The organism is Floridaenema evergladense BLCC-F167 (assembly GCF_041929205.2).
Classification (GTDB): Bacteria; Cyanobacteriota; Cyanobacteriia; order Cyanobacteriales; family Aerosakkonemataceae; genus Floridanema; species Floridanema evergladense.
Window position 1 is genome coordinate 961533 of record NZ_CM171625.1, and the last position, 23353, is coordinate 984885.

The 23353-nt window shown below is 40.6% G+C and carries 33 protein-coding genes; 25 read left to right on the forward strand and 8 right to left on the reverse strand.

Annotation, left to right across the window (positions count from 1 at the left end; genetic code table 11):
- Window positions 1-109 precede the first annotated feature (109 nt).
- The 12 genes from ACE1CA_RS04445 to ACE1CA_RS04500 all read left to right on the forward strand — a co-directional run bounded on the left by ACE1CA_RS04445 (window position 110) and on the right by ACE1CA_RS04500 (window position 9346).
- The gene (locus tag ACE1CA_RS04445; protein WP_413276015.1) at window positions 110-2065 is read left to right on the forward strand and encodes a DICT sensory domain-containing protein; all 1956 of its coding nucleotides are present in this window, start codon (window positions 110-112) and stop codon (window positions 2063-2065) included.
- 347 nt (window positions 2066-2412) lie between these two features.
- Window positions 2413-2838 carry a photosystem I reaction center subunit II PsaD gene (gene psaD, locus ACE1CA_RS04450; RefSeq protein ID WP_413275958.1) on the forward strand — a complete coding sequence of 142 codons (426 nt, stop codon included), beginning with the start codon at window positions 2413-2415 and terminating at the stop codon, window positions 2836-2838.
- A 261-nt stretch (window positions 2839-3099) separates the two neighbouring features.
- A complete protein-coding gene (locus tag ACE1CA_RS04455) occupies window positions 3100-3723 on the forward strand; it encodes a hypothetical protein (protein ID WP_413275957.1) in 624 nt (207 codons plus the stop codon).
- A 5-nt stretch (window positions 3724-3728) separates the two neighbouring features.
- The gene (gene trpE, locus ACE1CA_RS04460) at window positions 3729-5252 is read left to right on the forward strand and encodes an anthranilate synthase component I (protein ID WP_413275956.1); all 1524 of its coding nucleotides are present in this window, start codon (window positions 3729-3731) and stop codon (window positions 5250-5252) included.
- 85 nt (window positions 5253-5337) lie between these two features.
- A complete protein-coding gene (locus ACE1CA_RS04465) occupies window positions 5338-6225 on the forward strand; it encodes a PhzF family phenazine biosynthesis protein (protein WP_413275955.1) in 888 nt (295 codons plus the stop codon).
- A 130-nt stretch (window positions 6226-6355) separates the two neighbouring features.
- Complete coding sequence (locus tag ACE1CA_RS04470) at window positions 6356-6736, forward strand: DUF1823 family protein (protein WP_413276014.1); 381 nt, start codon at window positions 6356-6358, stop codon at window positions 6734-6736.
- Window positions 6737-7117: 381 nt separating this feature from the next.
- Window positions 7118-7594 (forward strand): cysteine peptidase family C39 domain-containing protein, encoded by a 477-nt coding sequence (locus ACE1CA_RS04475; protein ID WP_413275954.1) that lies wholly within the window; start codon window positions 7118-7120, stop codon window positions 7592-7594.
- Window positions 7591-7890 carry a hypothetical protein gene (locus ACE1CA_RS04480; RefSeq protein WP_413275953.1) on the forward strand — a complete coding sequence of 100 codons (300 nt, stop codon included), beginning with the start codon at window positions 7591-7593 and terminating at the stop codon, window positions 7888-7890. The genes ACE1CA_RS04475 and ACE1CA_RS04480 overlap by 4 nt, the downstream gene beginning before the upstream one ends.
- Before the next feature lie 37 nt (window positions 7891-7927).
- The gene (locus ACE1CA_RS04485) at window positions 7928-8095 is read left to right on the forward strand and encodes a hypothetical protein (RefSeq protein ID WP_413275952.1); all 168 of its coding nucleotides are present in this window, start codon (window positions 7928-7930) and stop codon (window positions 8093-8095) included.
- A gap of 201 nt (window positions 8096-8296) precedes the next feature.
- Window positions 8297-8476, forward strand: a complete 180-nt coding sequence (locus tag ACE1CA_RS04490; protein ID WP_413275951.1) for a hypothetical protein — start codon at window positions 8297-8299, stop codon at window positions 8474-8476.
- 2 nt (window positions 8477-8478) lie between these two features.
- Window positions 8479-8760, forward strand: coding sequence for a hypothetical protein (locus tag ACE1CA_RS04495; RefSeq protein ID WP_413275950.1), 282 nt, complete (start codon window positions 8479-8481; stop codon window positions 8758-8760).
- A 13-nt stretch (window positions 8761-8773) separates the two neighbouring features.
- Window positions 8774-9346, forward strand: coding sequence for a tyrosine-type recombinase/integrase (locus ACE1CA_RS04500; RefSeq protein WP_413275949.1), 573 nt, complete (start codon window positions 8774-8776; stop codon window positions 9344-9346).
- A 189-nt stretch (window positions 9347-9535) separates the two neighbouring features.
- Here ACE1CA_RS04500 and ACE1CA_RS04505 read toward each other — a convergent pair whose 3' ends face one another.
- The 6 genes from ACE1CA_RS04505 to ACE1CA_RS04530 all read right to left on the reverse strand — a co-directional run bounded on the left by ACE1CA_RS04505 (window position 9536) and on the right by ACE1CA_RS04530 (window position 12475).
- Window positions 9536-9829, reverse strand: a complete 294-nt coding sequence (locus ACE1CA_RS04505) for a hypothetical protein (protein ID WP_413275948.1) — start codon at window positions 9827-9829, stop codon at window positions 9536-9538.
- Between the two features lie 42 nt (window positions 9830-9871).
- Window positions 9872-10330: a hypothetical protein gene (locus ACE1CA_RS04510; RefSeq protein ID WP_413275947.1), complete on the reverse strand. Its 459-nt coding sequence runs from the start codon at window positions 10328-10330 to the stop codon at window positions 9872-9874.
- Window positions 10317-10658, reverse strand: a complete 342-nt coding sequence (locus ACE1CA_RS04515; RefSeq protein ID WP_413275946.1) for a hypothetical protein — start codon at window positions 10656-10658, stop codon at window positions 10317-10319. Before ACE1CA_RS04515 ends, ACE1CA_RS04510 begins: the two co-directional genes overlap by 14 nt.
- Before the next feature lie 268 nt (window positions 10659-10926).
- Window positions 10927-11109 (reverse strand): hypothetical protein, encoded by a 183-nt coding sequence (locus ACE1CA_RS04520; protein WP_413275945.1) that lies wholly within the window; start codon window positions 11107-11109, stop codon window positions 10927-10929.
- 3 nt (window positions 11110-11112) lie between these two features.
- Window positions 11113-11898 (reverse strand): hypothetical protein, encoded by a 786-nt coding sequence (locus tag ACE1CA_RS04525; RefSeq protein ID WP_413275944.1) that lies wholly within the window; start codon window positions 11896-11898, stop codon window positions 11113-11115.
- A gap of 1 nt (window position 11899) precedes the next feature.
- Complete coding sequence (locus tag ACE1CA_RS04530) at window positions 11900-12475, reverse strand: hypothetical protein (RefSeq protein WP_486517653.1); 576 nt, start codon at window positions 12473-12475, stop codon at window positions 11900-11902.
- 42 nt (window positions 12476-12517) lie between these two features.
- On the opposite strand from ACE1CA_RS04530, the gene ACE1CA_RS04535 reads away from it, so the two are divergent.
- The 7 genes from ACE1CA_RS04535 to ACE1CA_RS04565 all read left to right on the forward strand — a co-directional run bounded on the left by ACE1CA_RS04535 (window position 12518) and on the right by ACE1CA_RS04565 (window position 17647).
- A complete protein-coding gene (locus tag ACE1CA_RS04535; RefSeq protein ID WP_413275942.1) occupies window positions 12518-13042 on the forward strand; it encodes a hypothetical protein in 525 nt (174 codons plus the stop codon).
- A gap of 9 nt (window positions 13043-13051) precedes the next feature.
- Entirely contained in the window at window positions 13052-15115 is a 2064-nt protein-coding gene (locus tag ACE1CA_RS04540) for a hypothetical protein (protein WP_413275941.1), read from the forward strand.
- A gap of 87 nt (window positions 15116-15202) precedes the next feature.
- Window positions 15203-16018: a hypothetical protein gene (locus ACE1CA_RS04545; RefSeq protein ID WP_413275940.1), complete on the forward strand. Its 816-nt coding sequence runs from the start codon at window positions 15203-15205 to the stop codon at window positions 16016-16018.
- A gap of 127 nt (window positions 16019-16145) precedes the next feature.
- A complete protein-coding gene (locus ACE1CA_RS04550) occupies window positions 16146-16535 on the forward strand; it encodes a hypothetical protein (RefSeq protein WP_413275939.1) in 390 nt (129 codons plus the stop codon).
- Between the two features lie 40 nt (window positions 16536-16575).
- The gene (locus ACE1CA_RS04555) at window positions 16576-16866 is read left to right on the forward strand and encodes a hypothetical protein (RefSeq protein WP_413275938.1); all 291 of its coding nucleotides are present in this window, start codon (window positions 16576-16578) and stop codon (window positions 16864-16866) included.
- A complete protein-coding gene (locus ACE1CA_RS04560; protein ID WP_413275937.1) occupies window positions 16863-17189 on the forward strand; it encodes a hypothetical protein in 327 nt (108 codons plus the stop codon). The genes ACE1CA_RS04555 and ACE1CA_RS04560 overlap by 4 nt, the downstream gene beginning before the upstream one ends.
- Complete coding sequence (locus ACE1CA_RS04565) at window positions 17186-17647, forward strand: YkgJ family cysteine cluster protein (protein WP_413275936.1); 462 nt, start codon at window positions 17186-17188, stop codon at window positions 17645-17647. The genes ACE1CA_RS04560 and ACE1CA_RS04565 overlap by 4 nt, the downstream gene beginning before the upstream one ends.
- On the opposite strand, the gene ACE1CA_RS04570 is transcribed toward ACE1CA_RS04565, so the two are convergent.
- Together ACE1CA_RS04570 and ACE1CA_RS04575 are read right to left on the reverse strand one after the other, a co-directional pair.
- Window positions 17648-18037, reverse strand: coding sequence for a hypothetical protein (locus ACE1CA_RS04570; RefSeq protein WP_413275935.1), 390 nt, complete (start codon window positions 18035-18037; stop codon window positions 17648-17650). It abuts the gene before it with no gap.
- Between the two features lie 72 nt (window positions 18038-18109).
- Window positions 18110-18508: a restriction endonuclease subunit S domain-containing protein gene (locus tag ACE1CA_RS04575; RefSeq protein ID WP_413275934.1), complete on the reverse strand. Its 399-nt coding sequence runs from the start codon at window positions 18506-18508 to the stop codon at window positions 18110-18112.
- 67 nt (window positions 18509-18575) lie between these two features.
- Between ACE1CA_RS04575 and ACE1CA_RS04580 the strand changes: the two genes are divergently transcribed.
- From ACE1CA_RS04580 to ACE1CA_RS04605, 6 genes are all read left to right on the forward strand, one after another.
- Window positions 18576-18788, forward strand: coding sequence for a hypothetical protein (locus ACE1CA_RS04580; RefSeq protein WP_413275933.1), 213 nt, complete (start codon window positions 18576-18578; stop codon window positions 18786-18788).
- Between the two features lie 306 nt (window positions 18789-19094).
- Complete coding sequence (locus ACE1CA_RS04585) at window positions 19095-19505, forward strand: hypothetical protein (protein ID WP_413275932.1); 411 nt, start codon at window positions 19095-19097, stop codon at window positions 19503-19505.
- Window positions 19506-19574: 69 nt separating this feature from the next.
- Entirely contained in the window at window positions 19575-19769 is a 195-nt protein-coding gene (locus ACE1CA_RS04590; protein WP_413275931.1) for a hypothetical protein, read from the forward strand.
- A complete protein-coding gene (locus tag ACE1CA_RS04595) occupies window positions 19766-20200 on the forward strand; it encodes a hypothetical protein (RefSeq protein WP_413275930.1) in 435 nt (144 codons plus the stop codon). The genes ACE1CA_RS04590 and ACE1CA_RS04595 overlap by 4 nt, the downstream gene beginning before the upstream one ends.
- A gap of 279 nt (window positions 20201-20479) precedes the next feature.
- Entirely contained in the window at window positions 20480-21922 is a 1443-nt protein-coding gene (locus tag ACE1CA_RS04600) for an IS110 family transposase (protein ID WP_413275929.1), read from the forward strand.
- Between the two features lie 105 nt (window positions 21923-22027).
- Window positions 22028-23233 carry a 4-hydroxy-3-methylbut-2-enyl diphosphate reductase gene (locus ACE1CA_RS04605; protein WP_413275928.1) on the forward strand — a complete coding sequence of 402 codons (1206 nt, stop codon included), beginning with the start codon at window positions 22028-22030 and terminating at the stop codon, window positions 23231-23233.
- Window positions 23234-23353 lie beyond the last annotated feature (120 nt).

Consider the following 23353-nt stretch of genomic DNA (forward strand, 5'->3'; position numbering starts at 1 on the left):
GGCTAAAATCTGAATGGATCTGTTAGGTGAAGATGATTTGAGCGATTCGGAAGGAGCTGACTTTGCTGCTTGTGACATGGACTTTGCCGGGATTCGATCGAAGAAATCCATGATAATCAACGATTCTGTGCTGGGAGATTTGCTGCAAGGACTGCCCGATTTGCGGCCTCAAATGTACTTTAAGTCTTCCTTAACGGCGCTTTCGCACGCAATGGAAGACCAAGTTTTGGCGAGTTCAGACGCACCTTTAGTAATTGCGAGTTTTCAGCAAGAACGCTTTTACCGTCAGGAAGCGCACCGATATCAGAGAATCGCCCAAAAAAGCGAGCAAATCTACGTACTAGCGGCACCAGAAACTAGCTTTTCTAGCGGTTACGATCGCTACGAGATGGTAGCTTTCGACCCAGAGGATAGCTTATCGCAGGAATGGCATTTGGTAGTGATTGGACAGCAGTATGCCAGCTGTCTTGTCTGTCAGGAATGCTCTGTGGCAACATTGTCGGAATCAGAGGAAAATTTATTAGATATAGATACTTCTCGCCGATTTGAGGGGATTTGGACGTTCGATCGCCAAGTAGCTAAAAAAGCTGCCGAATTATTACTAAAGCGGATTTTAGCTTACCGACCGCAGTTAAAGAGTAAAATTAAGCAGGCACAAAAACAGTTTTTACAAGTAAAAGAAGCAAAACCCAAAATTAATGAAGCAGCGGAATGTCCAATTCCCAATCCCGATCCCTTCGTACAACGTTTAGTTACCTATTTGCAAGCAGGTCAATATAAATTATTAAAAGCTTATAAATCAATTAGCGAACAGGAACGGAAAGAACGCTTAGTCAATTCAATTACAGCAGCAATTCGGCAATCACTCAACACTCATGAAATTCTTTCAAAAGCTGCCGAAGAGTTAGGACAAGCAATGCAGGTTTGTCGATGCTTGATTTATCGCTGTAAACAGACAGACAAATGTGCCACAAATCACCATGAATTTTTGAGTCATGGAGTTTCTTCGTTAGCAAGGGAAAATTGGCCGTTACAAGATAATCCTTTGTTTCAGGAAGTGGTAACGAAGCAGGAACGAGTTTATGTGGCAAACACTCAGATAGATGTGCGAGTACAAAATTCGCTAGTATTGCAAAATTTGGTGCAACGGTTTGGAATTATTTCTTGGTTGTTAGTGCCAGTGTTGGATAAAGGTAGATTGCTGGGGATGTTGGAGTTACACCATTGTGGGGTGGTACCTCATGAGTGGGAAGAAGAGGCGTTGGAGTTAACAGAAGCGATCGCATCTCAACTCGGAGTTGCCTTAATTCAAGCCGAAGCATACACTAACCTAGAAGACCTCAACGAACAACTAGAAGCATTAGAACGCACGCGCAGCAACCTGATTGCCATTACCGGACATGAACTGCGAACTCCATTATCCACAATTCAAGTTTGCCTGGAAAGTTTAGCCAGTGAACCAGATATGCCCCCCGATTTGCAACAGATAATGTTGAGTTCAGCATTGTCTGATGCAGAAAGAATGCGGAAATTAATTCAAGACTTTCTCACCCTTTCCCAACTAGAAAGCGGTCGGGTAGAATGGCATCCCGAAGCCTTACAAGTTCAAGAATGCGTAGACTTAGCCCTCAGCAGTACGAGAGTGCGAAGTACCAAGGAAGAATTACCGCAAATTACCACCAAAGTATCGGCTGAATTGCCCTTAGTGCAAGCAGATGGGGAATGGTTAGTGGAGGTGCTGAATAAGCTGCTTGATAATGCCTGTAAATTTACCTCTCCCCAAGGAGAAGTGACGATTCAAGCTAAAACCAACGGTAATCAAATGTTGGAAGTGACAGTAGCGGATACGGGAAGAGGGATTGAACCGAATAGATTGGAGAGAGTGTTCGATCGATTTTACCAAGAAGAAGGCGCATTGCGGCGCACCACAGGCGGTACAGGTTTAGGACTAGCAATTTGTCGCCAAATAGTCACTGCTTGGGGCGGTCAAATTTGGGCAGAGTCCGCTGGTAAGGATCGAGGCACTCAGTTTCATTTTACAGTGCCGATCGCAGAATCAAACTGAGGGACTGGGGACTGGGGATTGGGGATTGGGGACTGGGGAAGAGGGAAAGTTTTTGACCAGGATTTACAGATTTACTAGATTTTTTGATTCATCCTGTTCCTTAATCCTGATCCAGAATGTAAATCCATAAATCCTGATCCAGGTTTTGAGTTAAATAATTTCCCCAAGTCCCCAATCCCCAATCCCCAGTCCCCAATCCCCAAGTCCCCAATCCCCAGTCCCCAATCCCCAGTCCCCAATCCCCAATCCCCGACCAAACCCTAAAGAACTGTTACAGTTCTTATCAGAGTAGTAATACTAGCGCTAACAGAGTGATAGGATTCCCTAAAACGTTCAGAAAGGAACCTATGACAGAAGAGCTTAAAGGACAAGCACCTCTGTTCGGTGGCAGCACAGGCGGCTTACTGAGCAAAGCAGAAACCGAAGAAAAGTACGCTATTACTTGGACTAGCCCCAAGGAACAAGTATTTGAAATGCCCACTGGTGGCGCTGCTGTAATGCTTCAAGGCGACAACTTGCTATACTTAGCCCGCAAGGAACAATGTATCGCTTTGGGCGGTCAGCAACTCCGCGCTAAATTTAAAATCAACAATTACAAGATTTACCGCGTTTTCCCCAACGGCGAAATCGAATACTTGCATCCTGCGGATGGCGTGTTCCCTGAAAAAGTGAACCCAGGTCGTCCATACAATGGGAAGAAAGACCGCAGTATCGGTCAAAATCCCGAACCTGCAAAACTGAAATTTAGCGGTGTAGCTACTTACAACGCCTAGTTAAGCAAAACTGTTTTAGGAAAAGGTGCCGCAGGACAAACGGAAACCTCCAGGTTTTTAATCTGGTAAAATGCTTGGGAATGGGGTGAAAAAACCTCAATAACTAAGAATCTTGCAGAAATTATCTGTAGGGAATGTCCAAATAAATTGGCAATAGTCCATTACCCTTAAATTACTCAAGTCTTGGAGGGGACATTCTTTCCGAGGCTTGAGTTATTAGTGTTATTTGTCATTGGTCATTTGTGGTTAATAAAAAAGTTAATGAATGGCAAATTAATAATTAGTTTGGGATTGAGTATAATTGCGTTAAATGTATGTTCTTGGCAAGTTTTTGCTCAATCATATTCGGAAAGATATCCTACAAATGCAGAATTGATGAGGTTGCGAGAAAAGTTGCGGGGACAAATTCGCACCAGAGAAAATGAGAATGAATTTAAAGATTCTCGCATTTCAGCTGATAAACAACGCTACAATTCTTTTGTTTCAGCTTGGGCAAAAGTCGATCGCATTGTCGCGCCTTTTTTGGGATATTGGTCAGGATATGAGGAAAGTTTGTTAGTTTATCCGGGAAATAGTAAAGGTCGTGTTTGTATAATTTATGAAGGTTTGGGGGAAAATGAATTATTTTTTGGCAATGTAATTGATGGAGAAATTCGCACTAATCGAAAAGAAGTAATTATTAAACAGGGAAATTATTTAGGAGTAGCTAGTGTCAGAAATAATCAACCGGATATCTTTGTCACACCTCCTTATATGAATCCCAGAATTCCTCTAACTATGAGTGAATTTATGAATAGGGCTAGAATGAATAGACCAGATATACCACCAATGGTACAAAAATTTAAGACTTCAGGTTGTCGAGATGGGTTGCCATCCCAAAGGTAAAAGTTATGATATTTCCAGATTTTCAACAGTTTTCCGAATTAGCTAAACAAGGTAATTTTGTCCCAGTTTATCAAGAATGGGTGGCTGATTTAGATACTCCGGTTTCTGCTTGGTATCGTGTTTGTGCGGGACAAAATTATAGTTTTTTGTTGGAATCTGTGGAAGGTGGCGAAAATATTGGGCGCTATAGTTTGTTAGGTTGCGATCCTTTGTGGATTTTGGAGGCAAGGGGAGAAAAAACTACGCAAACTTATCGAGATGGAACGAGTGTAGTTTTTGAAGGCGATCCTTTTCAAGCTTTAACTTATTGTTTAAAACAAGTTCGTCCGGTAAAATTACCGCAGTTACCTCCGGGAATTGGTGGGTTGTTTGGTTTTTGGGGATATGAGTTAATTAAGTGGATTGAACCTCGCGTTCCGGTTTATCCTGCTTTGGAAAAAGATTTACCTGATGGGTTGTTTATGCAGGTGGATAATCTGTTGATTTTCGATCAGGTGAAACGGAAGATTTGGGCGATCGCATACGCCGATTTAAGAGATCCTGATGTAAATTTAGAAAAGGCTTATCAACAGGCTTGCGATCGCGTTTCCCAGCTAGTGAATAAATTACAATCTCCCTTATCCCAGCAAAGTACTTTAATTGCTTGGAAACCTCCCGGAACTGGCGAGGGAGAAATTACTTATACTAGCAATATTTCCCAAGCAGATTTTTGTGCAAATGTGCAAAAAGCAAAAGATTACATTAAAGCTGGGGATATTTTTCAAGTAGTACTTTCCCAGCGATTAACGGCAGAATATTCTGGCGATCCTTTTGCACTTTATCGGTCTTTAAGGTTAATTAATCCTTCGCCTTATATGGCTTATTTTAACTTTGGTGATTGGCAAATTATTGGGTCGAGTCCTGAAGTTATGGTGAAGGCAGAACTTGACGCAGAAGGTGAGTTGGTGGCGACTTTAAGACCTATTGCAGGGACAAGAAAACGGGGTAAAACTGTTGCGGAAGATGTGGCTTTGGGTGAAGAGTTGTTGCAAGATCCCAAGGAAGTCGCCGAGCACGTTATGTTGGTTGATTTGGGCAGGAATGATTTAGGTAGGGTTTGTGCAAGTGGTACGGTTACTGTTGATGAGTTGATGGTAATTGAGCGTTATTCTCATGTGATGCACATCGTTAGTAATGTGATTGGAAAGTTGGGGAATAATAAGACGGCTTGGGATTTGTTGAAGGCTTGTTTTCCAGCGGGAACTGTTAGTGGTGCGCCGAAAATTCGCGCAATGGAAATTATTTTTGAGTTGGAAGGTTGTCGTCGGGGGCCTTATTCTGGGGTTTATGGTTATTATGATTTTGAGGGACAATTGAATAGTGCGATCGCAATCAGAACTATGGTTGTTCGTAGTGAGGGAAATGGTAAGCATTCGGTTTCTGTGCAAGCTGGCGCAGGTTTAGTTGCTGATTCTGTCCCGGAAAAGGAATATGAGGAAACTTTGAATAAGGCGCGGGGTTTATTGGAAGCTATTCGCTGTTTAAGGTAGGTTTTTTTTGAACCGCGTTCGCGTAGCGTGTGCGTAGCACGTAAGACGCGAAGGACGCAAAGAGAAGAGGAAGAAAGGGGGTGTGATGTTACAGTTTTATATTGTTGATGTGTTTGCTGAGGAAAGGTACGCTGGTAATCAGTTGGCTGTTTTTGCTGGTGATGGAGTGGCGCATCTTTCTGATGAGGAAATGCAGCAGATTGCTAAGGAAATGAATTTTTCGGAAACGACTTTTATTACTTCTAATGAGGCGATAAATGGTGGTTACAATGTCAGAATTTTTACGCCGGGACAGGAGTTACCTTTTGCTGGTCATCCGACTTTGGGAACTGCGTTTATTTTACAGCAGGAAATCATTAAAAGTTCGGTGGAAAAGGTAGTTTTAAATTTAAAGGTGGGACAAATTCCGGTGACTTTGAATTATCAGAATGATGGGGTGGAATGGTTGTGGATGCAGCAGAGAACTCCTACTTTTGGTCAGGGTTTTTCGCCAAATCAACTTGCACCTGTGTTAAAGTTGGAAGTTGAGGAAATTGATTCTCGGTATCCCATTGAAGAAGTTTCTACAGGTGTACCTTTTATTATTGTACCTTTGAAAAATCACGCAGCTTTGAAACGAATTAAGGTGAATCAAGATAAGTATTTCGATTTAGTGAGTAAGACAAACGCTAAAGCAATTTTAGTCTTTTGTCCTGAAACAAATAAGCCGGAAAATGATTTGAGCGTGCGAATGTTCGCTGATTATATGGGTGTACCAGAAGACCCCGCAACAGGTAGCGCTAACGGTTGTTTAGCTGGGTATTTAGTAGAGTATAATTATTTTGGTGAAAAACCAGTTGACGTAAGAGTTGAGCAAGGTTATGAAATTGGTAGACCCTCTTTACTACTGCTAAAATCCCAAAGAAGCAACACAGGAATTGAAGTATTTGTCGGCGGAAAATCCATTATGATAGCCAAAGGCGAATTCGTCTAAACAAGCTATCTAAAAAAATCATCTGTGTGCATCTGTGGTAAAAAAAACTAAGATAGAAACCGAAGCCAAAAACTCTCATAAACATCTGCGTTCATCTGCGTTCATCTGCATTTATCTGCGTTCTAAAAAAATGTCCAACCTCCCACCATTAAACACAGAAACGATTTGGTCAATTATCAACGAAGAAATTGACACCCAAACAGTTAACCAACTACTTTGGTATTACTTAGGATATCGCTACGACGAAGCAACCGGAAAATGGGATAACTCCGCCGTTGCTGATGAGTGGAAAAACGAATATCCCGAACCTCCAGATTTTATTGGTTGTCGTCCCCCAACAGTTAAATTAACTCGTTCTATTCCCCAAGAAAACAAACAATTATTAAAGGAAAAATTGGGCTTTAAAGGTTATAAAGTCGGGGAATTTAGTCCTGAACAAGCTAGGAGAGCAACAGCTGCTAATTGGTTGTTGAGTTATATGGCAATTAAAGGAATAAATAGTTTAAAGTAAAGTCATGTAACCCAATTGTCAAATCAACAATATCAAAGAATGATCGAACTTTGTCAGATAGTGCGACAACGCTACTTAGATAAAAAAGGATGTGAAATCGGAAGTTAAATAGATAAGTTGTGATGTTCAGGAAGCGATCGCACATATTTTGGGGTAGGGTGCTTTGGCGTAGCCTGCTGTAAGCATATCGCTAATAGCCAAAGTTTAATAGCCAAAGTTTAAGATAAAATCTTTCCAGAAGTGATCGGCTAGAATAAAAATGACTAAACAAGTAACGATCGATCTTGATGATGAAGTTTTGATTTTTCTCGATCGGCATTCGGGAGGAAACCGGAGTGAGTACATCAATAAAGTGAATTTTGTAGTTATAAGTTAAACAAAATGCACCTTAAACTTTCTGGTGCGGGTGGTAATTGGCGAGTTATTGATGAAGTTACTGACCCTGCCATTGTACAACAACAAAGTATTCACTCTTGCGGTTCTGCCTGCGGTGAAATGATCTTGAAAAGTCGAGGGATTAATAATATTAGTCAAGCTGATATTGAAAAACTAGCAACATCACCTACTTGGCCTGAATTGTTGGCAGATGCACTTAACCAACTTAATCCAGATAATCGGGGAAAATGGTTAGGTAACTTTGTTAGTACTTCATCTTTCGATGCTTTAAACGCTACGGGGTCTTGGATTGCTGTACTTTGGGGAGCAGGAGCTAGAATAGGACACATGGTAGTAGTGGATGGTATTTACAATGAGACTGTTCTCATTCGCGATCCTTGGGATGGGACAAAATACAGGATGAGAAAAGATGATTTTTTAGAATACTGGAATGGACAAGCTGTTTACTGGATAGAACAATGAAAACACAAGTTATTTCTATCGAATCTACATCAAGAAATCTGGGTTTCAATGTTGTAGTGTTAATTGGTACGGAGCAACATGAATTTATTTTAAATGTTGAAACTGCTACGATTGCCGATCGCCAGATTCAAGGTATTAGAGGAGATGAATATTTTTTGTATCTGTTTAGATTTAATCAGAATTTGGGAGTGGAAATCTATAAGCTGGTTTCACAGATGCGCGAGGGAAAGAGTTTAAAATTTCCAGTGGAGATTGGTGATTTTTATGCTGAAGAATTGGAGTTAGCTTCTCAGTAATATGCTAATAGGCTCAAACTTGTTTGGAAAACTGGCTATGACACAACCGGAATTAAATGAAAAGCAACTAGCAGAACTGGGAGAAATGCTGGAACTGGCGAAAGTTACTGAACAGAAAGCTAGAGAACTTTGTGAGATGGGAGAGGCGTTCGCACAAAAGTATGAAAAACGTCTGCGTGAATTTAAAGAAGTTTCGATGAAGTGAAATTGTATAAAAGCGATCGCACATATTTTGGGGTAGGGTGCTTTGGCGTAGCCTGCTGTAAGCATATCGTAATTAACTAATAGTTTTGCTACAAAATTAGGCTAAAAAACTGTAGTCATGCTCCTTCTACTCAAAGCTTTGGAAAAAAATATGGCTCGTTTTGGTACGATAACTAGAGTCAAAATTAAGAACTAAAAACTTATGGAACCAACCGAAGCACAGTATTTAATAATTAATGCTTTGGAAACCCTTGAATTGCTTGAATGGAGACTTTGTGATGAAGAAACAGGACGTTGGCGAATTCACACTCTCAGTCCTGTTTTACCAATTGCTATCATCTTACCAAACGGTGATATTGTCCCTCCTGAGTGGATATTATAAGTATGAGAGAACCGACGGAACAAGAGAAAAAGCAGTACGCAAGATTGCTAGAATTGACTGCCATAGCAAAACAGCGTTATTTGGATGCTGGGGGAGATCCCAAGGGTTGTCCAAGTGGTTTAAAAGGCGATGACTACATGACTGATGAAGAACGAAAAGAATCGAGAGAGTTAGAACGTCAAATTTTTGGTGTTCGGATCATCAATGATGAAGTTCACTGTCAAGGGCGAGTGTGGAAAATAGCAGATATTTCTACTAAGCAGAATCCCCACGAAACTAAATAGGTAAATTGAATCTATGCCAAAGATCGATCGACACGGTAAAGCATCAGTCCTGAACCGGGAACAAATCAATCAATTGTTTGAGTGTTTGGGTAGCGACCGGAATCGTGCCCTTTTTGGATGTTGTCTTTACCTGGGGTGTAGAATCAGCGAAGCTTGCAGCCTTCAGACTGCCGATGTGTACAGCGAAGTCGATCGGGAAGTGCGATCGCAAATCCAAATTCGTCGCGCTGCTACCAAGGGGAAGATTGCCACTAGAACGATCGACACTCACCCACAATTAAGGGAATTGTTAATTAAGCACGTTCCTGGGAAGCTTTGGGTGTTTCAAAGTCGGTCGCACTTTTGGAAACATATAGACCCGGACTCAGCAGACTGGATATTAAGGCAAGCTTGCCAAAAAGCTGGTTTAGAGGGTGTTAGCACCCACAGTTTTAGAAGGACTGCTTTAACCGCTTTGAGCTCTTCTGGGGTACCATTGAGAGTAATACAAGAAGTGTCTGGACATCGCTCTCTGAACGAACTTCAGAAATATTTGGAGGTTTCACCAGAGCAGGTCAAAAATGCGATCGCAAACTTGAAATTTTAAACTTCGGGAAAGATACTTATTCCGATATGAGCGCTAAACACCTACAAAGACGGTACATTTTACAGAAGTTTATCCCCAATTGTTCTGACTATTGCGAATATGCCTCTGGTTATTGCGAAAATCTTGGCAGTTTGGGCGTTATCCTCATGTAGCCAGAAATCAATCTGAATATTTTTCTCTAGACGATATTTATTCTGCAATTGGCGCAAAGTCTTGATTTTCTAGGGGTTCGACTCGAAATATACTCATCCCATCTCGGAAGCGAATCAGGTGATAGTAACAAGGTTTAGAGTTAATTTCTATCTCACCGCTAACATCAGTCTGATATACCGATAAGTTCCGTTCCCGGTTGTAAGTATCTAAAAACCATTTAGTTTGATTTGCGGTTAAAGTCTTTTGGTAATAAAGGCGATCGCCCTGTGACTGCTTTAACCAGACCGAGTAATTTTTGGCAAACAACTGAATTATTTCGGTTGATTTCATGCTTTTACCCTATTTCTCCCCTAAGTCTGAAAACTTAGCAGATTAGTTGTACTCGACTTTTAAAGAAATAGTTTTTATTCCCAACTTGTGAATTGCTATCATACGTTCCTCAAAAGCTCTCCAGCCAGATCTATTTTTAAAGACAATACACCCTGCGCTGCCGGGAACGTTAGCATCAAAGTGGATGCCAAATTCTCCTCTAATTATTCCGGCTGCATTTTTCACTGGGTCTGGTTGGATGTGGTAAAAGTTGCCCTCAATTCCTTTGGTAGGTAAGTAATAGGGTTTTGTCGGTACAAAGTAATCTTCTCTTTGGGGAATTGGGCCTCTAGCTCGTACCCATTGATCGTCTTTATCTTGAAAACCCGTACACCCGGAAGTACAGAGATAGTTAATTGTTTCGCCACTAGGATAAATTAGTGCTAAATTTCCATAAACTAATTGACTAGTGTCATGCAACTTCATAGAAAAGACTAATTGATGTTCCTCATTTTTTGACATACGGTTTAACCTCCAATTCGCCGCTAAAGTCCATCGTTCTACGCATAATAACTATTTCATTCAGTAAAACAGCGTTCTGATCTTGAACGTGCTTAACAAGCTCGTCTCGTTGCTCTAGTTCCCGTTTGTACTCTTCAAGTTTTGCTTGATTCATTTCTCGCATATACTCAATCTTGGCATCCACGAAAGATTTTAACCCCCACAAAACAAGGGGGAATATAGCCATTGAGATAATCCATAAACCTTGCGCTGGACTACTAGGCATTTCTTTTAAATGAGGGTATGTAGGAATGTAAGAACTTGGAGGTATTTCTTTAACTTCATTCATGGCTTTATATCACATTTCTACTATACTTTACCCATATTTTTTTTAAATACCGCTTTATTTTTTGATTTTATTTAAAACTTTATAATTACTCTTAATAGTAGAGAGAATTACAAGCCGTCTGTATTTTCTTGTATGTCTGTACTTTTAGCATACAAAATTATAGCTTCGATAATTATTTGAGTTCTGGTTTTTTTGTGTGTTTTTTCCAACATAAGTAATAAATCTGTTGTTTTTTTATCAAGCCTCAAATTAAACCTTCTGTAGTTTCTCAAGGGTGAATTTGAATAAAAGAAGTAGTCGCTAGATTCATGATTGCATTGCTCATTACAGGTCTAGGCCAAGCTAGAGATTCTTCAATTATCTGCCATCCAATAATTTGATTGGATGGCAGACTGCTTAGAGAAAGCATCAAAGCAGATGACAAAAATTCACCATTATCGAAGTAATTCATTACCTACACAATCCTTATTGCCATACTATTATTAGTTTTTAGATTAACCCAAACTTGGTTAGAATCTTGGATTTGAGTTAAGGGGGGAATCCCACTAGCACCTATTATTCCAATATCGGTAGTAGTAGCACCTACAATTATTCCCCCAGTGCAGCTACTAAGTATTATTCTTCTTATTAAGTCCCTAGTACCGCCTGGGTTAATAACGTTTGGAGCGGATTGAAGAAAATAGGATATATCTATAGAATTGTTATTAATTTGATTGGCTATGCAGCTTTTTAAAATAGAGTAATCGTTTCCTGCTCCACAAAACCCATAAAGTGAATTATTATCCCACCAGCTAGGACGAACTGATGGAAATACAAAGCCAAGATTAAAATTAGAAGCATTATTGTCACTTCGTATTACAGCTAATAAAGCTATTTCTGGACTCTTAAAAGTGCAAAATTTAATAGGGAAGTTTTCATTAGACCCATATCCAATACTCACAGAATTTCCAGTGGTATCACTAAATGAGCTAACGCTGTTAACAAGATTGTTAGTAGTGTAAGCATCAGAAAACCATTGCTGAATCTTAATACTCGTACCAGATGGTTGACTAACATTTATTCGCAAATATCCTTTATCCTTTGGAGCAGCAGTAGGGAGATCGAAAGAGAAATACATATCATTTTCCGAAGTACTCTCATTAAGGTAGCCTAAAGCAATCATTTTATTTGTGATGCTACTTCTTAATAAGGCAGCATTCCACTGCTGAGGAATAATTTCTTGTGTAAAAGCTACTGGCATACTACCCCATATATTTAAGCGAAAAATTCAAGGTTTCATCAGATAAGTTTTCTAAGCGCAAATATAGCACTTCTCCAGTAAATATGGCTACTGGATTTAGGTAAAAGTTTGCTCTACTGAGTCCATCATTTTTGTTAATTAATATGTCAAATACACATTGATTATTTAAAGGTCGAACATCAGTCGTTCTATTAGCATCTTGCAAAAGATTTTCGATACTGGTGTAAGCTCTGACCCGACAAGAGCGATCGCACTCTACACCATAAAAGTAAGCAAAATTGATATTGTAAGCTGATTGGCTGTAAGCCTCGTTCAACTGTAAATTAATCACTTTAGGTGCAAAAACTGTTGCACCTCCAGATGTCACACCTCCTGTTATTGAGGGGAGGTTGTCTATTTTAGATTCAATCGTTGTTAATCTAGTCATAACCGAGCTTAAGTCGGTTGTGGGAATTAAATCTATTTGTTCTGCAATTGTAGCTAACTGAACTTGAACAGGTGTTAGATCGACTTCTACATTTTTCAGCACTTTTAGCAGAGTTAGTTTTTGAACTGTGGTAATATCTTCTTTTAACACTTGTTTTAGAATTAAAGAAAGCAATTATTATTTTATCCAATCATGCCACAAAAAATCATCAATATCCCTAAAATAATTACTAGCGCTAACAACAACCAATACGTTGACATTTATACGCCTGCAATGATTGATGGTTATCAATGCGATGCAATTATCTATGATTTTTTTGTAACATTCGACTTAAAATCAATTGATGAACTTCCTTATGTACCTAAACCGGAAGGCGGTGCTTTGTGGACAAAGGAAGAGTTAGACAGAGATTTCAACGAGCGCACTAGTGATTCACCTTCTAAAATTTTTAGTATCTATTACGAAGTAGGCAGTATTACTATTACGGCTACTTCTATTTTGTGTTACCGTCAGTCGCCAAATTACACAGAATCAATGATGCAGTATTTAACAACTCAAGGGAAACTAGGTATAGCTTTTGGAACAAAAATTAAAGTAAGAATTGAAGCCAATAACAGTGGCTTATTAGGTAATAATGATACTATTTCATTATGGATAATGGGAGAAGAAATTAAAGAGCCAACCATTGATGAATTAGCTATTAAATATTTAAGTTAGGCAGTTATTATGGGTCGTGTTTTTACTCCAGACGGGCAGATTTTGGGACGGAATCCTTATGGCGGTGGCGGTCGTGGTGGCGGCGGTGGTTTTGGTGGTTTTGGTGGTGGCGGTCGTGGTGGTTTTGGTGGTGGCGGTCGTGGCGGCGGTGGATACGGCGGAGGCTTTCGATTGCCCGATAGTAGTGGTCGCGGCTCTTATGGTGGCGGTCGTGGCGGCGGTGGATACGGCGGAGGTGGATCAAGACCTACTCGACTGCCGGGATTAAATAATATTGTGCGTTTTCCTCGTGCCCCTCGATTGCCAAATCGAGTTCCAAATGTGGATCTACGACTACCTAGATTTCCTGATTTTAGAGGTACTTTCAGGCTACCTAATCCAAGATTTCCAAACTTGAGTTTTCCCCCATTACCAAATTTTTTCAATCCACCTTCTCAACCCAACCGAGGATCGAGGCAAGACAGGAGGACACCTCAATCGCAATCACAACCGCAAGCTCAAACAACTACACCACCGCCAACGGGGAATAATACTGAAAGATTTCCCGAGCAACCTTCAGGCGGTATTCAGATTGATGCTGGTTTTGTATTCACTGGGGATATAAAAATAAAAGTAACGAGGGAAGTAGGTAATTTTTACTCAGATTCTATCAGAGGAAGTTTCCCTCATGGCTTTTCTACTTCAGAAAGAGTTTTTGAAGTTTATGTAGAGAATTTTAGAGGTATCTATAAATCTGTTGCTTCAGCATCTATTAGTGACAGTACAGATGCTTACTCATTTAATCAATACAGCTATTACTACATAATTGCGAGTAGCCTTCAGTATGTTAACTGGACTAGGATTACTCAATTTGGTTTTCCCGTTTATCAAATTCCTTATGAAAATTTTGGGATTGGTAATGAAAGCTCAAGTTTTGGATATTCCACATACCAATACATCCAAAACGGACAATTAAGGATAGGTGAAACTATCAACAAGGGTTGGTCAAGGGTCACAGTAACGGTAGAAACAATTCCGGCAAATCCTCTCAATTCCCCAAATCCTTGGACTAATACAAACACAAGCATAGATTATGATAATGATACAGAGTTAGATGAAGACGATATGCCGTGCGATCGATGCCGTGCAGAAGAGATGATCTGGTACTTGCGGTCTATGCGAGCAACTATACCAGTTAATCAAACAAGTATTACAAAGTTGCCTACCGGAGATCTCCTGACCGTTGATTCAACGGGAATGAAGACTGTTTTCTGCTTACCTGGAACTCAAGAAGCTATCAAGGAACAGTTTAATCTGTTGGCTGAAATTAAAAAGCGAACTGCACACGCTTTTAATCAAGCACGTAGAGCCAAAGTGATGACAAGAATTATGCAAATTTTAAACATCACTGATGTTTTCTTGAATATTCATAATGCAATGATGATCAGTGCCGATATTAGCGAAACTTTCTTTGATTCAATATTTTTTGTCATTGATTCTATCCCTAGAATCCTTGATGATATTCCCCTAGTCGGAGGGTTCTTTGAGACAGAAGAATGGCAAGGCTTTGATTCTAAAGAGTTGATAGTTAAAAAATTGGATGAGGTAGGTAAAGCAGCTTTTGGGGTGGAAACTTGGGAACAAGCTAAAGCTAAATGGGCAGCTTTTAATAACATAATTCGCACTGGCAATACCATGTTAATGAACATGAAAGATCTGCGAGATTGTCATGGCGATTTAGCAGAAATGGCTGCTGAGAGGATAGCTAAAGTTAATAATGCCCTCATTAAAGCTGGGGTGTTAGATGAAAATGGCAACTGGATGGCAGAGAATGTTAGTAGACGATCGGCATTTTTGGATAAGCTAGAGAGAATTGAGGAGAGTGGCGTTGTTAATACCGCTGTGTTTTTTCAAACGATGGCATCAGGTGTACTGGACATCCAAGAAACTAAAAGGGATTTGGATGAAAGTCGCCAGGAATTTAAGAACGCGATTAGAGATGGAGCGCAAACTCTTTCAGGCCAAGAAACCGAAAGCAAAACTGCATCGCAAGGGGCTGATTCTACTAGGGATGATGCTAAACCAGCAGAATAGATCGAGTATCCGGGAATATCAGCTTCGGACTTTTAATAGGTTTTATTGATAGAATCAAGCTGATATTTTTATTTCGATAAAAATGTTATGCCTTTACCGCAAAACTTCTCGGAATGGGAACATTTACAAAACCAAGTTAGGCGCTTGCACAATGAGCGAGTGCGGGAATTTTTTGCTGATGTTGATCAGGATGATGATATTTCTTCACCTAGAGGTAGCCTAAAACAAGCTTGTTTACTCAAAGATAAAGATTCGGCAATCATTACAGCAGTGCGAATGATGTTCTTTGAATTTTCAGTAGGAAATGCTCGTTCACTGCAAGCTCCAATTTATGGAATGCCTGTCGATCAGTTCCAAGAAGAATTTGAGGTGTCTTACCGCCCAATGGTTCGCTTATATTTTTCCCAAGATTTAGCGGCTGTTCCTAATGATTTACCACCAATTAGGCAAGAGATTTCATTTAGGTTAATGAACGAAACTTCTGAGACAATCTCGAATGGAGATCTTTCACTTTTAGCTAATAAAATTAGGACTAAATTTTGGACTTATGATTTTAATAAAGGTAAAATCAAAACTACATATACAGACCCTTCAAAAGGATACCGATTATCTATTAATGCTATTTCTGAGTCAGAAGGACTTAACGTTATCCAAGATGTTCTAAGTATTCAAGGGCATACGATAGAAGATAAATTTTTAAATGTTAAAGATAAACCTAGATTAAGCTCAGACAATTCGCCAGGGACAAAGACAATTCTAGGTAAACCAAGAAAGGGTAGGAGATGGCGACCTACAGGTACGGTGCGGTTTCGATTTGCCAACATCTCTATTTGTGGATTGGCAAAAGATCCTATTTTGGTTGATAAAACTGGAACCTTCCCACAAGCGATAATCTCTAATTAACTACAACGAAACCTTAAGGTTTCGTTGTGGTAATCTTTGCCAAAATCTCTTATATGATGAGCTTTAGAGGTATTCAGGGGGGAAGTTTATGCCCAACAGACCGAACGGGAAACGGGTGCTTTGTAAAATGACCATCAACGATGGTGGCAAAGGAGGCCAGAAAGATACGAGTGGTAGTCCTAACGAGGTAATCATTAGAGTCAAGCAAGGGACAGCTAAGGCTTTGGGGCTTGATCCTTTATCAGAGTTGCCTGAAGGTAAAACGGGAAAAAATGGGGTGAAATACTTCAAGCGTGGTGCTAAGGGCACGAAAAGTTTTACTTTGGTTCTTAAAACCCCGACTGAAGTAGGGGGAGTGACAGTAAAAACTGTTGATCTTCCTGTCCCCTCCTCGCTGTCGGTTACAGAGTTTTACAAGTATGCTTTTGCTAACTTGAAGACTAAAATTAATGGGTTTATTTCTGATGATGGGATGAGTTATATGTGGGATAGTCCTACTACTACTACAACTCCTTAATGTTTTGGCAATCTGATTCAATTATTTGGGAGGTTTAATTGTGGATTTTGAAGTTTATGTTTTGTGTGAAAAGAAGAGTGGGGCATTAATCAATGTTTGGACAGGTAATGCTTTTGAGCATCCGGCTCAATTTTCTCCTTACTATTTTAATAAGCGCGAAATTCCGGCTGCTTACAGATTGATGAGTAATTTGTATATGGACAGATTGCGGGAAAATGAAAGTGAATTATCTTTGGAAAAATTTACTTTTACTTATGCTAATCCCATCGCTTCTGCTCCTACTCCACCAGTGGAAACGCCAGAAGAGGATGAGGACTTAGAAGCGGCGTGATTGATTTAACTACTGGCAGTTGGAATTTTGCGGGAAGCCTTATCATTACTGATGTTTATGGTGAGGCTTTTTCGCTATCAAGCCGGGTTATTTTAGTTGAATGTAGTTCGGCTCCAATGGCGACTACTCGCTGGATTGTTGGTGGCTGTTGGCAAAACTTTTCTGTTAATGGTAGAAATGCTATAGCTAATTTCTTTCCTTTAAATGTGGGAAATAACTTATTAATTTATCCTACAAAAACATCGGTTTATGGACTGAAGATTTATACTAAATCTTGGACACAATCTGTTAGCTTGAATGTTTGGGAATACGAAGAATTATGATTGACCCAAGTTTGATTGAATCGATAGAAGTTAACACAAAAATTGGTACGCAAAAGGATATTGAATCTGCTCCTGTAGTCCCCAGAAAAACTGTTCTAGTTACGGTTCCATCCGGTGAAATTAGGACGGAATCGGGGGCGGACGCGACTTACTTGGTTTTTGACTGCGACTGTCTTGATGCTCTTCCTTGGTGTAAGGCTCAGTGCTGTAGTCTTAAGGGTACGGTGGTTCACATGGAAGAGTTGACAGAACTTTTGGGTAAAACCATATTGAACGATGTACATGGACGCTACGAAATGAAGCGGGAATGCGATGGTTTTTGTACCTGCTTAGACCGTGATAAGAGGTTGTGTACTATATATGAACAGCGCCCACAAACTTGCCAGGATTTTCATTGCTCTAGAGGTTTGCAGCGGGGGTGGCCTCTGCCCAACACTGTGTCTAGAGTTGAGCATTAGTTATTTCCAAGCTCGTATAATTTTGGTAATTTCTTCTGGACTTTTGCCTCGTTGGATCAGAGATTCGACCATTACCCAGCGTTCCCGCGTCCGCTGGGTGTGGGCATTTCCTCCAGGAATATGTACAGTTTTTTTTGACCCGGTGACTCTGTTGAGTGAGTAACAATACCTGACGTAGGTATGGTTGCCGCGTTCGTAGGTTTCTGTCCATTGGTACAGTTCACCCGTACTTTGGTTTTGCGCTTGTGACAGTTCACCCGTTGTATCACTGCTATACAACGGGTGAACGCTTTCTGAGCTTACGGGTGAATCGATAAGTTCTGGATATATATCAATATCATCTGGATGTTTGACTTTTACGTAGATACTGGTGTCGAATAGTTCATCCATATTTAGTGTGCAGGGAAGCTGTGTTAGACGCTAGATGTGGTTAAGCCAGCGAACGCGCCGCTGGCTTAAGTTTTATGCACCCTCAATCGTTGATTCTTCTTCTGCTTCTTCTAATTCCTGAATTATTTGCTCAATATTTTCTAGATCGTTTCGTAGGTCTTCTATTTTTTGGTCATAAGTAACAAGGCGATCCTTTATTTTCTGCTTTCTCTCTTCATGTTCTGCCAACTGAGACATTAAAGTTTTTCTCAGTTGGCGGGCAAGTTTCCCATTAACTGTGATGGAGATAGAGGTGGCGCTTGTCCTCTCAATATTTGCTCCAGGGCTTCCGCATCGCTGGTCGTTCCCATCACTTCTTTCGTCTGTTGAATAACTTCGTAAGCTGTGGGCGTTATCCTCACTGTCAACTGTTTGGACTTCTTTTCCCCATGTACTGCGTGTTTTGTCTTTGCCATGTTCGCTTATTGTCATACAATCGTTACTCCATTTTGTCATGCAATTAGTCTTGACACTGATTGTAATGCAATGTAAGGTAAAAATGTATTGTAATGCAATAACAGATAACCCCAGAACCAACCTGTTCTGTGACGGTCAACAGCTGTCTATCTGTTACCCGCGTTTTCTGACTGCGAGTGTCCCCGTTACTCGGTGCGATCGGCCCGATCGCGATCGAGAGCCTTTTTTAATTAAAGGAGAAAGCCAGCGGGATGGTTTACCAAACTTTATAAACGGAGGTAATGCGATCGACTAATGCAAGGACATATTAGCGTTCAGTTCAGTTGGCGAAACCTAATGATTGGGGTTTGTCTAAAACCTGTAGTCATTGGCAGGGGAGCAATCATTTGGATTTATCCCTTTCCGCTGATTGCTATCAGAATCATGCTGTTTGAACCAAGGAGAAAAGGATGAAGATTTCTCACTTTTCTGGTGGTTTGAGTTGGCGGACTATTCTGCTTGGCGTTCAGATCGATAAGTTCGCAATGGAAAAATGCACTCTTTGGTGTTTTTGGATTCACCCTTTTATGGGGGTTTACATACATTTGGAGGTAATAACAAAGTGACGGATTCTATTAGTAAGTTTCAGGATGTTGTGACGGACATTCGCAAAAACTTAGCTGAGTGTGGCGAAAAAGGCATATTGCTGATTCGCATCACAGACGGACGGATGATGCCTTTATTTCAAGCGGCTTTGCTGCGAATGAAGTCTGAGTTTTACCAAAAGGATGTTTTTCCTGCTTTACAGTTAGTTGGTGATAAGGAGTTAGCAACTGCTTATTTAGCACCTTGCTGTTTGGCTTTGGGGGAAGCTATTGAGATTTTAGCTGAAGGCGATGCTCAAAGGGCAGAAGATTGGAAGCGGCGCTTGTTTGAGAAAGCACGCATAACGATCGAAAATTCTCATCCTGAAATCGTTGCTGATATGCTTTCTAAGATGTTTACTGCTGATATCGCAGAGGCACTTCTTTAATTGAAAATGCGATCGAACTTTCTCGCAAAGTTTGATCGCATAACAAATGTTCTTTTTTTGTATTTACCAATGGAAATCATCATAAAGGAAAAAGCCGTGTTTTGCAATATTGGCAGCACTTGGCTGAACCTAGCTCATGCCCAAAGTATCGTCCAAAATGGCGATCGAGTTTCTATCCTTTGGGCCGACGGTCGAATTCAGGGTTTTACCCCGGCTGAATCAAAGAAAATCATTCAAACATTGCAGGAGTACAGCAAAAAATGAAAATAGTTCGTATTGGTTACGGCGAAACAATTAGCACAGGGAATTACGAGAATATGAAACCTTACTTTGAAGCTGAACTTGAGGACTGGGAAGATCCTTTAAAATCTCTAGAAATCCTCAAGCAAATGGTTAAGGCAGTCCACAGAGGAAGAACCGATCTTGACGATATTTTTGAGCAAAAATTGACAGCTGAACGTCGCATATCGTGGATAAATGACCGAATTAAATCGGCTAAAAAACGTTGGCAGGATGCGACAAAATCTTGGCAAGAATTAATCGCCATGTTTAAATCGGTCGGACTTTCTCAAGTTCGCATCGACCAAATAGAGGCATCTTTCCCCCAAGAACCAAATTTTACTTTGATTGGCGAAGAACCAGAGGAGGAAGAGGAAGAAGAGGAAGAAGAAGACGACGACGATAACGAATATTAACCCGCCTGATGAGACTGTGACCTAGCACAGTCGAAACACCCCTTAAAGGGGTGTCGCGGGGTCTAGCCCACACCGCAAGGGAACGAGGGATTCAGAGTGAAAAGGCTTTTTTAAGCTTCATGTTTTCTCGTCTACTCGTTCCCATTTTACTGGGTAGTTATCTGCTGTCAATCGGCTAATTGACAGCACTAACTAAGGCAGTTGAGATTAAAGATGAATTGCTAACCGCTTGGGGATTCGTGTCTCTAAATCTGCCTATATTCTACCAAATCCCAACTTATGAACCTAGAAAATAAAATACAAAATCTCTTAACTTTGTGGCGCAAATTTTTGACCCCTGGTGCTGATGTTTTCATTGGGGCTGATGTTAGTAAAGATAACATTTGCATTTGGGTAGACTCTGCTACCAATGCACCAGGGAAACTTAAAAGTTACTGGGAAGATGTCAAGGATTTACTAGAAGAATTTGGAGAAGCTAAACGCAGGTACGAACTGTTACGTTTGTATGCCAATACTGAGGGTGCGGTAGTACTTCGTCACTTAGCTCAGACTTACAAAATTATTAGTTTGGCAATGGAACCAACGGGTACAAATTACTCTGCTGTGTGGGCGAAAATTTGTGAGACTGAAGGCATCCCAATTCGGTGGGTTGGTCACATTGAAGTAGCCAATTTTCGCAGATCCAATAGATTGCCAAATAAAAACGATGCTGCTGATGCAGTAGCAATTTACTATTACTTACTCACTTACCAAGATGAGGCACATTACCTTACTCTAGATGTGGAGGCTATTTCTCGGATACGACAGCTTTACCTACAATTAGGCAGCTTGGCACGCATCCAAAACCCAATAGTGAATAGATTGCGCCAGCAGCTTGCGGTTGAGTTCCCGGAAGCTGCTGGTCATTCCATCCGTCCGGGAGTGCAGGGATTTTCGCCTTTTGCTGCATGGTTGGCAGAACTTCCAGCAGAAAGAACAGCTAGATACGAACAGATGTACTCAGCTTCGATCGCGCCGCAGTATGAGATTGAGATTTCTACTTTCACCCGGCGTTTAGCGAATCAACAATGCGAATTGCATTTATGGGAAGCGACGCTGGAAGCAGAATTATCTGAGCTACTTGCTAATCCAGAGTTCGCAAAATATACCGCCGCCTTCAATAAGTTAGAGTTCGGACTCAGAACCAGGGCGATTATCCTGGCCCAAGTGTACCCAGTAGAAAAATTTGCCCGGTTCAATAGAATTACTGGCAGTTTCAATTACACAAAATCACTGGCTGCTTTTAAACAACGGCTTGGGTATGGTGGCGAACAGTCCGACTCTGGTGATAAGGAACAGCGAAAAGCTTTCGGCTCTAAACTTTCACGCAAGGCTCTTTACTTGTGGGTTCTGACTAAAATCAGTGCCCAAGCCCGCAGACCTAAAGTAATGTCAGCAGAATTTAAGCAGTTGTGTGAGTTTTACGACGCTCGAATGGCAAAGTATGACTATAACGACTGGGTAGCGAGTCAGCGTAATTCAGCTGTGAAAAAGGCGATCAACACTTTGCGATCGACACTTTCGGATGAAGTTTTTGCACTTGTGGAAAAACAACTTCCACTGCTGATGGAAGAGGAGAAAAAACCCACGCCGATGGAAGCCCGTAAAGGTTACGGTTCTTTGGTCATTAGCCACACGGCAGCGCGGGGAGTTAAACAACTTTTTCGTTTATTAACTCGGTAGTTTTTAAAAACCGCATTTCTGTTTGGAGTGCGGTTTTTAAAATTGGAGCCATATACTTCTAAGATGAAAACATCTGCACATAGACTTTTCAGACAAGGGATAAAGATGGATACAAAAGCTTTTAAACGTTCGCTGCAACAATCAGAAAATTATCATCGTAAAGGATTCGGTCATCAAGAGGAAGTCGCTGGAGTTCTGAAATCCGAGTATCAAAGCAGCCTAATTCAGCAAATCCGCGAAAATAACTACATTCTGGAAAAGGGAGATGTCACCATCAGACTAGCAGAGGCGTTTGGCTTTTGCTGGGGTGTGGAACGTGCGGTAGCAATGGCTTATGAAACTCGTCAGCATTTCCCCACAGAACGAATTTGGATTACTAATGAAATTATCCACAATCCTTCGGTAAATCAAAGATTGCGGGAAATGAAGGTTGAATTTACTCCTGTAGAACAGGGTAAAAAGGATTTTTCTGGAGTTGGTGAGGGTGATGTGGTAATTTTACCTGCCTTCGGTGCCAGCGTGCAAGAAATGGAATTGCTTTCTGAAAAGAAATGCACAATTGTTGATACTACCTGTCCTTGGGTGTCGAAGGTTTGGAACACTGTTGAAAAGCACAAGAAAAAGAGTTATACCTCAATTATTCACGGCAAATATAATCACGAAGAGACGATCGCAACGAGTTCTTTTGCTGATAAATATTTGATTGTGTTGAATATGGCACAAGCCGAATATGTAGCAAATTATATCTTGAATGGTGGCGATCGCGAAGAGTTTTTAGCTAAATTCAACCGTGCTTATTCTGAGGGTTTCGATCCCGATCAAGATTTAGAATTTATCGGTATTGCTAACCAAACTACCATGCTCAAAAGTGAAACTGAGCAAATTGGGAAATTGTTTGAACATACGATGATGAAAAAGTATGGCCCAGATCAGTTAAATGACCATTTCCAAAGTTTTAATACAATCTGCGATGCTACTCAAGAACGGCAAGATGCCATGTTCAAATTAGTAGATGAAAAATTGGATTTAATGGTAGTAATTGGCGGGTATAATTCTTCCAACACTACGCACTTACAAGAGATAGCGATTGATAGAAAAATCCCCTCTTATCATATCGATTGCGCTGAGAGAATTGGCCCTGGAAATCGCATTGAACATAAAATTTTACACAGCGATTTAGAAGTAGTAGAAAATTGGCTACCTGCTGGCAAAATTGTCGTGGGAATTACCTCTGGTGCTTCGACACCGGATAAAGTTGTGGAAGATGCGATCGAAAAAATCTTCCAATTAAAAGCCGCTGCATTAGTTTAATTTACCCCACCCTCCAACCCCCTCCCCGCCTACGAGGAGGGGGCTTATTAACTGTACGTTCGCTCATTTTTGAAGGGTAAGAGGAATTAATAGCTTACTGCGTAAGGCTTCAAGGTGATT

Excerpts from the sequence above, each read along its gene's own strand:
- ACE1CA_RS04445 (WP_413276015.1), top strand. The coding sequence starts at position 110 with ATGATAATCAACGATTCTGTGCTGGGAGATTTGCTGCAAGGACTGCCC.
- psaD (WP_413275958.1), top strand. The coding sequence starts at position 2,413 with ATGACAGAAGAGCTTAAAGGACAAGCACCTCTGTTCGGTGGCAGCACA.
- ACE1CA_RS04455 (WP_413275957.1), top strand. The coding sequence starts at position 3,100 with ATGAATGGCAAATTAATAATTAGTTTGGGATTGAGTATAATTGCGTTA.
- trpE (WP_413275956.1), top strand. The coding sequence starts at position 3,729 with ATGATATTTCCAGATTTTCAACAGTTTTCCGAATTAGCTAAACAAGGT.
- ACE1CA_RS04465 (WP_413275955.1), top strand. The coding sequence starts at position 5,338 with ATGTTACAGTTTTATATTGTTGATGTGTTTGCTGAGGAAAGGTACGCT.
- ACE1CA_RS04470 (WP_413276014.1), top strand. The coding sequence starts at position 6,356 with ATGTCCAACCTCCCACCATTAAACACAGAAACGATTTGGTCAATTATC.
- ACE1CA_RS04475 (WP_413275954.1), top strand. The coding sequence starts at position 7,118 with ATGCACCTTAAACTTTCTGGTGCGGGTGGTAATTGGCGAGTTATTGAT.
- ACE1CA_RS04480 (WP_413275953.1), top strand. The coding sequence starts at position 7,591 with ATGAAAACACAAGTTATTTCTATCGAATCTACATCAAGAAATCTGGGT.
- ACE1CA_RS04485 (WP_413275952.1), top strand. The coding sequence starts at position 7,928 with ATGACACAACCGGAATTAAATGAAAAGCAACTAGCAGAACTGGGAGAA.
- ACE1CA_RS04490 (WP_413275951.1), top strand. The coding sequence starts at position 8,297 with ATGGAACCAACCGAAGCACAGTATTTAATAATTAATGCTTTGGAAACC.
- ACE1CA_RS04495 (WP_413275950.1), top strand. The coding sequence starts at position 8,479 with ATGAGAGAACCGACGGAACAAGAGAAAAAGCAGTACGCAAGATTGCTA.
- ACE1CA_RS04500 (WP_413275949.1), top strand. The coding sequence starts at position 8,774 with ATGCCAAAGATCGATCGACACGGTAAAGCATCAGTCCTGAACCGGGAA.
- ACE1CA_RS04505 (WP_413275948.1), bottom strand. The coding sequence starts at position 9,829 with ATGAAATCAACCGAAATAATTCAGTTGTTTGCCAAAAATTACTCGGTC.
- ACE1CA_RS04510 (WP_413275947.1), bottom strand. The coding sequence starts at position 10,330 with ATGTCAAAAAATGAGGAACATCAATTAGTCTTTTCTATGAAGTTGCAT.
- ACE1CA_RS04515 (WP_413275946.1), bottom strand. The coding sequence starts at position 10,658 with ATGAATGAAGTTAAAGAAATACCTCCAAGTTCTTACATTCCTACATAC.
- ACE1CA_RS04520 (WP_413275945.1), bottom strand. The coding sequence starts at position 11,109 with ATGAATTACTTCGATAATGGTGAATTTTTGTCATCTGCTTTGATGCTT.
- ACE1CA_RS04525 (WP_413275944.1), bottom strand. The coding sequence starts at position 11,898 with ATGCCAGTAGCTTTTACACAAGAAATTATTCCTCAGCAGTGGAATGCT.
- ACE1CA_RS04535 (WP_413275942.1), top strand. The coding sequence starts at position 12,518 with ATGCCACAAAAAATCATCAATATCCCTAAAATAATTACTAGCGCTAAC.
- ACE1CA_RS04540 (WP_413275941.1), top strand. The coding sequence starts at position 13,052 with ATGGGTCGTGTTTTTACTCCAGACGGGCAGATTTTGGGACGGAATCCT.
- ACE1CA_RS04545 (WP_413275940.1), top strand. The coding sequence starts at position 15,203 with ATGCCTTTACCGCAAAACTTCTCGGAATGGGAACATTTACAAAACCAA.
- ACE1CA_RS04550 (WP_413275939.1), top strand. The coding sequence starts at position 16,146 with ATGACCATCAACGATGGTGGCAAAGGAGGCCAGAAAGATACGAGTGGT.
- ACE1CA_RS04565 (WP_413275936.1), top strand. The coding sequence starts at position 17,186 with ATGATTGACCCAAGTTTGATTGAATCGATAGAAGTTAACACAAAAATT.
- ACE1CA_RS04570 (WP_413275935.1), bottom strand. The coding sequence starts at position 18,037 with ATGGATGAACTATTCGACACCAGTATCTACGTAAAAGTCAAACATCCA.
- ACE1CA_RS04575 (WP_413275934.1), bottom strand. The coding sequence starts at position 18,508 with ATGACAATAAGCGAACATGGCAAAGACAAAACACGCAGTACATGGGGA.
- ACE1CA_RS04580 (WP_413275933.1), top strand. The coding sequence starts at position 18,576 with ATGTATTGTAATGCAATAACAGATAACCCCAGAACCAACCTGTTCTGT.
- ACE1CA_RS04590 (WP_413275931.1), top strand. The coding sequence starts at position 19,575 with ATGGAAATCATCATAAAGGAAAAAGCCGTGTTTTGCAATATTGGCAGC.
- ACE1CA_RS04595 (WP_413275930.1), top strand. The coding sequence starts at position 19,766 with ATGAAAATAGTTCGTATTGGTTACGGCGAAACAATTAGCACAGGGAAT.
- ACE1CA_RS04600 (WP_413275929.1), top strand. The coding sequence starts at position 20,480 with ATGAACCTAGAAAATAAAATACAAAATCTCTTAACTTTGTGGCGCAAA.
- ACE1CA_RS04605 (WP_413275928.1), top strand. The coding sequence starts at position 22,028 with ATGGATACAAAAGCTTTTAAACGTTCGCTGCAACAATCAGAAAATTAT.